Below are 6,318 nucleotides of genomic sequence, written 5' to 3'. Positions count from 1 at the left end.
TGTTCCAACGTCCGCGTTGGTCGGCAAAGCCTTCCCCCGTCTTACTTTTCTCAACCCACCGTTGAATCTGGGATTTATTTGCGATGTTCAGCTTCTCCATGATTTGGGGATAGCTCCAGCCTTCTTCGGTTCTCAACCTCACGGCTTCCCGTTTGGTTTCTTCCTCGTATCGCTTGAACGTTTGTCCTTTTTTAGCCATAAAAAATCCCCTCCGGTCTTCAGTGTTGATCTCATTTTACCATGAGGTCTTTTTTCACTGTCTACCTTGAGGGGATAATACCAATCCATTACAAATGGAGGCAGCTTTTTGCGTAACCGAACTTGATTTAAGCTAACGCTTTCATAAAGGTATACCGATTTGTTTATAGCAGCAGATGCAAGGATGGCGTACAGGACGGGCGGAGTTAAGTTAAACGCCTGTTGTTTTGCGGCGAATACGGGCTTTCGTTACGAATCCCCAGCCAATATTGAATACGGCAAGAATACCAAAAACGACAGCCAACCATGGATTTTCAGTAATCATGATCGCACAGAGGGTAACAAGGATCATCGAGGACGCGGCAAACCAGAGAGCAAGACCTTTATTCATCGGAAAACCTCCGTATTGATAATGTAAGATTAAGATAAGCTTAGTATACCTTATTTCAAGCAAGAAAATCCAAAAATCTCGCTTAAATGTGTAACCTTCCCTGCGGAAATTTCCACTACTTTTTTTGCTTTTGTCATGAAAATCTCATGAAATTGTCAAATTATCGAACTTGTTTCGGGAATCGTTGGCAATTGGAAGGCGCTTTGATATGATAAATTTCATAGCGATACTTTCTCTCGACTTTTCTGAAGTCGATTTGATGATGATCGAACTGATTGTATAGATGTAAAAATAAGGATGCAAAAACTAAAGGAGGAAATAAGCGCGTGAGCAAATCAATAAATTACGCAGCTTCGGATGCCGCTCCAGTGGCGGAAGATATGGATACACGGGCGACTTGGAGAGACTTCGTCACGCTGGCCAAACCGGGCATTTTGCGCTCGAACCTGTTTGTTACGCTGGCCGGTTTCTGGCTGGCTTCGCAGTGGAATATTAACTGGGCCAATCTGATTGCTACGCTGGTCGGTACGATGTTGATTGTCGGTGCATCCGGCGTATTCAATAACTATCTGGACCGCGAGATGGACACCAAGATGGAACGGACTAAGAACCGGGCACTGCCAACAGGGAAAATCGCTCCCGGAGTCGTGCTGACTTACGGCATTGTACTTGGAGTGCTAGGGCTTGCTATCCTATTCACATTCTGCGGAGTGCTGACGGGGATCTGCGGTGTTATCGGTATGTTCGCTTACGTGGTGCTGTACACCATGTGGCTGAAACGTACATCGACTTGGAGCACATCGCTGGGTGGAATCTCCGGAGCGATGCCGCCTGTAATCGGTTATGTTGCGGTTACGAACAGCATTGATATGGGCGCAGTTCTGCTGTTCCTGTGGATGTTCCTGTGGCAGCCGCCGCACTTCTGGGCACTAGGCATTCGCCGGGTTGAAGAATACCGCGCAGCGGGCTTCCCGATTCTGCCGGTCGTTAAGGGGATTCGTCGTACGCAATGGCAGATGCTGCCTTACATCGTCCTGCTGATTCCAGTGCCGATCCTGATGCATGCTTACGGTTATGTGGGCTTGATCTTTACCATCGCTTCAGTCGGCATTACAATATTGTGGCTGTATTTCGCGGTCAAAGGACTGGCGAAAGGCCAAGATCCCGATGCCTGGGGCAAAAAAGTATTTATGTACTCCATTTATTATATGATGGTTACGTTCCTGCTCATGATTGTCGACACCGTGCACTAATCCGCGGCGCCGAGGAAGGCCGTCTTTCGTTCCCGAAAGGGAATGAAGGACGGCTTTATTTATTTGATGTACTTGTGTCAAAATCCTCTTGGCCGGTCGCCTGAAGCGCCGCGGCGGCGCTCTTTTTCCGCCTCGGGGCGAAGCATTTCTTCAGGATAACGAATATATTCTTCCAAGCCTGCTTTCTCGAGCTGCTCCACTGCGTATTCATCTGGCGTACCTTCGACACCCGCGTATCCGCGGCGTGTATAAATATGGTCGGCGTCGGGAAACAGATCGGACAGCTGCGCCCGGATTTTTCGGCCCGACGAATCGTTGTCCAAAAACAGATAGACCTCATCATGACGGGCTTCGATATAAAGAGACTCCAATCTGGCCGCATTCGGCGTACCGAAAGTGCACAAGATTCGAATATTTTCGTCCAATACGCGGCGCAGCTTGCTGCGGTCGTTCTTGCCTTCTACGATGATCGTGATTGACATGATGCGTTCGCCTCCTGCGGCATGGGAATGAAGGTTTGCATTCAGTGTACCGAGCCTGGAGAAAGATTGCAAAAGAGGGAGAAGAACAGCAGTGAAAGCTGACAGAGGGCCTTTTTTTCCTGTATAATTGAAAAGTGTGTACAGCGCCGCAAAATAGGGGAGCGGCGTGTACCAAAATAGATAAAAGATAGAGAACGAAGAATGGGGGAAAGGCCTGTTGAATACGGAAGTATGGATCGAATTTGTCAGGCAAAACTGGCTGATTCTTCTGATTGCATTTGTAGCTATACTGTTGGTCATAAACATCGTCAAAACGATTCTTAAATGGGCCATCGCTATTGTAATCGTTGTCGCATTGATTGTGTACAGCGGCGTATCGCTCGATCAAATTCAAAATACGGTAACCGGCGTAAAAGACGAAGCGGTGGCAAAGCTTCAGGATGAAGCGTTGAGAATGTTGAAAAGCGAAGCTTCGGAAGCTACATTCAATCGTGGAAACGACGGTTCTTTTACAGTGGAAACGCCGAGTCTCAAGCTTGAAGGAAAACCGAATGCGACCAGCGTCGACGTGACATACCGCGGTGTGTCGCTCGGCCAGTGGGAGCGCAGCGAGCAGGTCAATGCGCTGATCCGTGCGGCGCAAAGCCGACAATGAAGCAATAATCGCAGGGAAGATCGGCATTCCGTACGTCAAATAGACGGGAGGTGGGGAGATTGCTGAGCAGCGATGCGATTACCCTTTTGCTCTTGGCGGTCATTGTACTGTCGGCGCTGCGCGGCGCTGTTCTCGGTACAAGGCGGACAGCAGCGGGAGTTGGAACCATGTTCGGCCGTCTGCTGTTGAGTCTGCTCGGCATGCTCGCGGCTTTGCTGTTGGCGGCATGGGCTTCGCCATATGTTCAGGATTGGGCGGACCGAACCGTGCTGGCCATGCCGGACGGTGACCTGCCCAAATGGCAGTCTGCGGGTTATACGCTGCTCAGCTTTACTGCCGACTTTTCGCTGCTGCGCCTTGCGCTGCTGTTTCTGCTGATCTATCCGTTCTGTCTGATGGTGCTTACACTGCTGGGCAGATGGCGATCTTCGGCAGTCATGGAACTTCCGAAAAAGAAAGGAAAGCACCGCAGGAGCAGCGTCTTCCTGGACCGGGTCGGAGGAGCAGGTCTTGGTCTTGCAGCCGGAGCCTGGCGCGGACTGCTGGTGCTGGCGCTGATCTTCGTCTTCGTCTCGCTGTGGCCGGGCAGTCCGATCAGTCGTTACGCAGAGACTTCGCCGGCTTACCGCTATACGGCCCAGAACGTATTCCAACCGGCCGCCGGCGAATGGATGAACAAAAAGCTGCCGGTGCTGACCGCTTCGGCGGCAGCGGAATTGGACGGTATTCTTCGGCAGAAATACGATGTGATCGACCGGAATATTCCGGCCGACATCGGAGAAGCGGCCAATATCATCGCGGAAACGGGCAGCGACCGGGAAAAAGCGAAGGATTTATATCATTGGGTTGGAACCCGCATTCAATATGATTATGACAAGGTCAGCGATTATGAAAATAAAGGTGTCTGGCATGAACAGACACCTCGCGATACTTACGATACACGCCGTGGAGTCTGCATCGATTACGCTAGACTATATGCGGTGATGGCCCGCTCCGTCGGGCTTCAAGTCCGGGTTGTTACCGGACTTGGGGCAGACGGGAAAGGCGGTTACGGTTCACATGCCTGGAACGAGGTCTACATTCCGGAAGAGGATCGATGGATCGAACTCGATCCGACTTGGGCATCGGGAGGAAATTGGTTCGACCGTAAAGATTTTGCCGAAACTCATATTAAGCAGAATGTGTTGTAAAGTTAAAGAGTCCACTGGCCAAGGAACATCAAGAGGAGGCGCCCATGAAAGTGCAGGATAAAGACCGGGAAAACGAGTCACGTCGTCAGCGAAGTTTTGGACTCCGGCTCAATTTGTTTTTTTTCAGCGTATTCGTTATTTTCTCTGTCATTATCGTCCGGACGGCCATGCTGCAGTTCGTTGAAGGTCCGGAAATGAAACAGGAAGCGGTCAATCAGATTACCCGGGATATTCCGATGCAGCCGGTGCGCGGAACGATCTTCTCAGAGGATGGTGTGCCGATCGCTTATTCGAAGCCTACTCAGACGCTGTATGCAACGCCTCTGAAGAACTTCTCCAACAAAGAAGAAGTTGGGCTGAAAAACCGTCCCGAAGTCAAAAAGGCGGTCAATCAGCTGCTGGCCAAGTTCAAGGAGCTGAATCCGTCCGGTGAGCAGCCTACGCTGGAAGAGATGCTGAGCAGAGATCGTCTGGATCTGGAGAACATTAGACATTACGGGTATACACCGCGCAAAATTCGAAGCGATTTGACAGATAAGGAAATCGCTTATTTTAAAGAAAACAAAAACGAATTTGCAGGTATTCTGTCGCTCGAAGTGGTCGAAGAGACTACGCGTGAATACGATGCCGATTCGGTTGCCGTACAGACGGTCGGTTACTTGTCGCAGTTCAAACGAGTGCGAGAGAATAAAAACTTCCCTCTATATCAAGACATTTATAGTAAGCAGAAAGGCGAAAGCGATCCTACCATGCAGTATTCGGAAGACGAGATCGTCGGTTATTACGGACTTGAGCAGCAGTATCAAGAAGAGCTGCGCGGCAAGAACGGCTATAAACGGATTGAGATTACGCCTCAGCTGACTGCTAAAGAAGGCGGAGTGCAGGAGATTGTTGCTCCATCCAAAGGCAACGACCTGTGGCTGAATATTAATAAAAATGTACAAACGGCGACAGAGCAAGCGATTACTGATCAGATTCAAACGCTGCGTACAACTCGCCCTTACGTCTCGACGGGCTTTGCCGTAGCAATGGAAGTGGATACGGGCAATGTCGTCGCCATGGCGAGTATGCCGGATTTTGATCCTAATTATTACAAGACAGGGTCAATTTCTACTGAACATTATAACGAGATTCAATATCTGTACAGTAACGGTACAATACGGGCCAAGGCACCGGATGATTCACGCAATAAGGCAGAGTCAGTTGTATATTTGGGTTCGACAATCAAGCCGTTAAGTGTTCTTGTTGGGCTCAAAGAAGGACTCTTTGGTCCTTATGATACCTACTACGACAAAGGAATTACCTACCTCAATGAATATGATAAATTTGGTATCAAAAATTCCGGCGGACATTTTCTAGGTTCGATCAATCCAAGAACAGCGATTCAGGAGTCTTCCAATACCTTTATGATTGATATGGTCGGTAAACGTCTCCTCAGCAAATATGGATCTGGAGTTATCGACGTCTGGAATGAACATATGAAGGAATTTGGACTTGGCGTTCGGACTGGAGTTGATCTTCCCGGCGAACAGGAGGGAACGCTGGATTTCACTAAGACAGAGAGTGGAAGCCTGCTGACACGTATGGCTTATGCTTCATTCGGCCAGCAGGGCAAGTACACGACTATGCAGCTGGCACAGTATACCGTTATGCTGGCGAATCGAGGAGAACGGCTGAAGCCGCATATTGTCGGGAAAATTACGAACCCCGAAGGTGAAGTAGTCAAGAAATTTGGCCGTGAAGTAATGAACAAAGCAGAGTATCCGGCGGAATACTGGGATCTGATTCAGAAAGGTATGAACACGACACTTGAAGGAACGTTCGACGACTTCCCTTATGATTTCGCACGTAAAACGGGCACGTCCACTCAACAGATTCGCGGTGAGCAGGTCGATAACGGCGTATTCATTGCCTATGCGCCACGTGAAAATCCAAAGCTCGCTGTAGCGGTCGTCGTCCCGGAAGGCGGATTCGGCTCGCAAAGCGCGGCACCGATTGCACGCAAGATTTTCGATGCGTACGATTACGAATACGGATTGGACGGCGTACCGAAAAAGACGCTGCAGCAGACGAATGAAGACGGCACTCCGATCGAAGGAACGGATGCAGTTGGAACGGATGCCGCTGATGGACAAAATCCGTAAAAAGC

At 49.6% G+C, this 6,318-nt stretch carries 7 protein-coding genes; 4 read left to right on the top strand and 3 right to left on the bottom strand.

Annotated elements, in window-relative coordinates; genetic code table 11:
• Together F456_RS0119015 and F456_RS0119010 are read right to left on the bottom strand one after the other, a co-directional pair.
• Nucleotides 1–199, bottom strand: a 199-nt coding sequence (locus F456_RS0119015; RefSeq protein WP_018978644.1) for a helix-turn-helix domain-containing protein, incomplete at its 3' end; no start/stop codon positions are given.
• Nucleotides 200–409: 210 nt separating this feature from the next.
• Complete coding sequence (locus F456_RS0119010) at nucleotides 410–589, bottom strand: hypothetical protein (protein ID WP_018978643.1); 180 nt, start codon at nucleotides 587–589, stop codon at nucleotides 410–412.
• A gap of 380 nt (nucleotides 590–969) precedes the next feature.
• Here F456_RS0119010 and cyoE point away from each other — a divergent pair, with 380 nt between their 5' ends.
• Nucleotides 970–1,842 carry a heme o synthase gene (gene cyoE, locus F456_RS0119005; protein ID WP_051086765.1) on the top strand — a complete coding sequence of 291 codons (873 nt, stop codon included), beginning with the start codon at nucleotides 970–972 and terminating at the stop codon, nucleotides 1,840–1,842.
• 77 nt (nucleotides 1,843–1,919) lie between these two features.
• On the opposite strand, the gene F456_RS23045 is transcribed toward cyoE, so the two are convergent.
• A complete protein-coding gene (locus tag F456_RS23045; RefSeq protein ID WP_018978641.1) occupies nucleotides 1,920–2,324 on the bottom strand; it encodes a toprim domain-containing protein in 405 nt (134 codons plus the stop codon).
• 217 nt (nucleotides 2,325–2,541) lie between these two features.
• Between F456_RS23045 and F456_RS0118995 the strand changes: the two genes are divergently transcribed.
• From F456_RS0118995 to F456_RS0118985, 3 genes are read left to right on the top strand one after another with little or no spacing between them, the layout of a single operon-like run.
• A complete protein-coding gene (locus tag F456_RS0118995) occupies nucleotides 2,542–2,979 on the top strand; it encodes a hypothetical protein (RefSeq protein WP_018978640.1) in 438 nt (145 codons plus the stop codon).
• 59 nt (nucleotides 2,980–3,038) lie between these two features.
• On the top strand, nucleotides 3,039–4,169 hold the full coding sequence (locus F456_RS0118990; RefSeq protein WP_018978639.1) for a transglutaminase domain-containing protein: 1,131 nt from the start codon (nucleotides 3,039–3,041) through the stop codon (nucleotides 4,167–4,169).
• A 44-nt stretch (nucleotides 4,170–4,213) separates the two neighbouring features.
• Entirely contained in the window at nucleotides 4,214–6,313 is a 2,100-nt protein-coding gene (locus F456_RS0118985; protein WP_018978638.1) for a peptidoglycan D,D-transpeptidase FtsI family protein, read from the top strand.
• The last annotated feature ends 5 nt before the right edge of the window (nucleotides 6,314–6,318 follow it).

This window comes from Saccharibacillus kuerlensis DSM 22868, assembly GCF_000378145.1.
Taxonomy (GTDB): domain Bacteria; phylum Bacillota; class Bacilli; order Paenibacillales; family Paenibacillaceae; genus Saccharibacillus; species Saccharibacillus kuerlensis.
Note: the sequence above shows the minus strand (reverse complement) of the source record. Positions and strands in the feature narration are given on the sequence as shown.